Annotated in this window: 3 protein-coding genes; all 3 read right to left on the reverse strand. The window is 43.4% G+C overall.

The window, feature by feature from the left end; translation table 11 throughout:
- Nucleotides 1-50: 50 nt before the first annotated feature.
- The gene (dat, locus tag BIV59_RS17165; RefSeq protein ID WP_071352680.1) at nucleotides 51-908 is read right to left on the reverse strand and encodes a D-amino-acid transaminase; all 858 of its coding nucleotides are present in this window, start codon (nucleotides 906-908) and stop codon (nucleotides 51-53) included.
- 22 nt (nucleotides 909-930) lie between these two features.
- Nucleotides 931-2,343, reverse strand: a complete 1,413-nt coding sequence (gene pepV / locus BIV59_RS17170; protein WP_071352681.1) for a dipeptidase PepV — start codon at nucleotides 2,341-2,343, stop codon at nucleotides 931-933.
- 134 nt (nucleotides 2,344-2,477) lie between these two features.
- A partial coding sequence (locus tag BIV59_RS17175) for a DUF445 family protein (RefSeq protein ID WP_170846183.1) occupies nucleotides 2,478-3,302 on the reverse strand: 825 nt, incomplete at its 5' end.

A 3,302-nucleotide genomic window follows, 5' to 3' on the forward strand; every position in this document is an offset into this window, starting at 1 on the left:
TGGCTGATTTCTGCTTCAATCAGTACCGTGCAGAATTAAAGCCTGTGTAATCAGCGTGCAAGCGAGCCGCACTGCCTTTCTATTTCTTCTTCAAAAAGCTGCTGCAATTTTCCGGTTATCTTGCCTATTTTTCGGCTGCCGATTGCTTTGCCGTCAATTTCCGCAACAGGGGCAACCTCAATTGTTGTTCCAGTAAGGAATACCTCATCAGCATTCAGCAGTTCGTCTAGTGTAAATGGCTTTTCTTCAAAGGGAATTCCATTTTCCTTGCATAGCTTCAGCATAACCTGCCGTGAAATTCCATTTAATATGAAATTATCGGAAGGGTGCGTCAAGACCGTACCATTGCTTACAATAGAGACATTCGATGAGCTTCCTTCTGTCACTCTTCCGCTGCGGTGCAGAATCGCTTCAAAACAGCCGGATTCGGATGCCTTTTGTTTAGCAAGGATGTTGCCGAGCAGATTTAAGCTTTTAATATCACATCGCAGCCAGCGGATATCATCTTCTGTTAAGGCCTTTACGCCAGCAGCTGCCTTGCCTTTATATTCAACGTTTTTTGTATAAGCGATATAAACCGGATTTGTTTCAGGACCAGGAAAAGCATGGTTCCTTGCCGATACGCCTCTGGTGAATTGCATATATAATGTACCAAACGCTATACCATCTTCTTTAATAAGCCGGTTCAGCTGTTCCGCCATCTCAGCAACTGTATAAGGAACAGAAATCCTGATTTTTTTTGCGCTATCAAGAAGGCGTGTTAAATGTTCTTCTGCAGCAAACATGGTTCCATTATAAATCCTGATGACTTCGTATATTCCATCCCCAAACTGATATCCGCGGTCATCCACATCAAGCCTGATTTCTTTCCGTTCCTTGATTTCCCCGTTTAAAATCATTTTCCCCATCCCAATGCTTCCCCCTTTTAGATTACTTTGCTAGTTCATAAATAGCATGAGCATAAATTGCGGCTGCTTTTAACATATCTTCAATAACAATGTATTCGTCCTTTTGGTGGGCAATATCCTCGCTTCCCGGAAATAACGGCCCAAATGCCACTCCTTCTTTTAACGAGCGGGCATAGGTGCCTCCGCCAATGGAAAATAAGTCTGCTTTATCTCCCGTTTCCTGTTCATACACCTTTTGCAGCGTTTGAACCAGGAAGCTGTCACTCTCCACATGATGCGGAACGGAGTTTGAAAGTGTTTCAGTATACAAATTAAGTCCGCTTAGCAATTCATCCAGCTTTCGCTTCCCTTCTTCCCATTTATAGGTAACAGGGTAGCGCATAGTAAAGCCGATTTGGCCGCCTTCAAGTATATTGTAGGACAATTTTCCGGCATTCATTGTCAGGTCCCCGGTAATATCATCCGAAAATGCAATGCCAAGTTTGTTTCCTCGTGAGTCACCGAAAAGGTATTCTTTCACGAAAGTAAAATATTCCTTCGCATGCTGCGGCATTTCCAAATCCGCTAAAAAGGACGCCAGATGCAGTCCTGCATTTAAGCCATTATTAGGCTCCATGCCATGTGCGGAAACTCCTTCAAGCTCCAATACCGCAATATCCTCTTCAAAGACTGCTTTTCCTTTTAGAGAGTTTTTGCTTAAGTACTGATTAAACTTTTTAGTAATTTCAACAGCATGTTCTCCTCTTAGTCTTGCGAATGCATGGTCAGGCACCATATTCATTCTGCATCCTGACGAAAATTCAATCAATTCCGCCCCAGCCTGTTTTTCCTCAGCAAGTGCAGGCTTTTGCTTAATATAAAAATCCCAGATTCCTTTTTCGGCATTTATAATCGGAAAATCCGCATCCGGTGCAAAACCGAGAGTCGGCATCTCTTCCGTCCGGAAATACCTGTCCACACATCTCCATTGTGATTCCTCATCCGTCCCGATAATCATCCTGACACGCTTATTTAAAGGCAGGCCGAGTTCTTTAACCACTTTCATGGCATAATAAGCGGCCATTGTCGGCCCTTTGTCATCGATGGCCCCGCGGGCAAATAGTTTGCCGTCCCTTACTTCTCCGCCAAAGGGATCGGAGCTCCATCCGTCACCCTCTGGTACAACATCCACATGGCAAAGAATGCCTACAAGCTCTTCTCCCTGTCCCATTTCGATGTGGCCTGCTACGTTATCCGTGTTTTTTACCGCAAAACCGTCTTTCTCTCCCAATTGAAGCATATAATCGAGGGCTTCTCTGACGCCCTGCCCGAATGGAGCATCGGGTAAGGGATTTTCCTCGTCCAGTACACTTTTGATTTTCAGCAGGTTTTGCGCATCTGCCAATAATTCGATTTTTCTTCTTTCAATTTCACTTCTCCAATTAATTTCAGCCATATACCAGCACTCCCTATTTTTTATTCTTTCATTTTAAAATAGAATCTTTTAATCTTTTCTGTTCATTGCAGCAGATGACCAATAACCGCACCAGTCAGCAATTGGCCAAATCCCCCTTCAGCAGTGGCAGGCATTTAAAAAATCAATTTAAATCCGGCTAAAAGAAGGCCTATGATAAATCCGCAGATGGCTCCATTTACACGGATCCACTGCAGATCTTTCCCGACGTTGTTTTCTATCATATCAATCAAGGTCTTATCGTCAAGCTTATCAAGGTTTTCCTTTACGAGCTTCCCTATCTTATTATGATTGGCTTCTATTGCCGCGACAATTTGTTTTTGGACCCAAAGCTCAATTTTAGTCATTGTTTCAGGATTACTCTTCAAAGAGTTGATTCCGTTTTGAATAACAGGTAGCACGTACGTTTCAACCGTTTCTGGTTTTTCGGCGAATGCAAGGAGTTTATTCTGGATGCCTGCAAGCAAATCCGTAATGGGCCCTTCAGCAGAAATGCCGCTTACAGCAGACTTCTTCCAAGTTTCCAGCCTGCCGAGCACGTCTTCATTGGAACTGATTTTAATTAAGTTTGCGCGGATGGCTGCAATGATTTTTACCCTGTTCGGATGTTCTTTTTGAAGAATATTGTAGATTTCATTAAGCGCAAACTCCTGGACCACGCGTCCAATTTTCTCTTCGTCGAGCATGCTAAGGACGGACTTTACAGCTATTTTCATAAATCCTTCCCATTCTTTATTCTGAAGGGCCGTCATAATCACATGCCCCATCTGAAACTTGGAGGATTCCTTTTCAGTCCATTTCGCGACAGAATGCAGGGTGTAATCAAGCACTTTTTCATCTGCCTTATTGCCAATGATCGCATTCGCCAGAAATTCAACGGCAGGCTTTAAATCGAAATCAGAGGCATAACTCTTCAATTCCTTTTCCAACAGTGGTGCTAT

It is taken from the genome of Bacillus sp. MUM 13 (assembly GCF_001866725.1).
In the GTDB taxonomy this organism is placed as follows: domain Bacteria; phylum Bacillota; class Bacilli; order Bacillales; family DSM-1321; genus Peribacillus.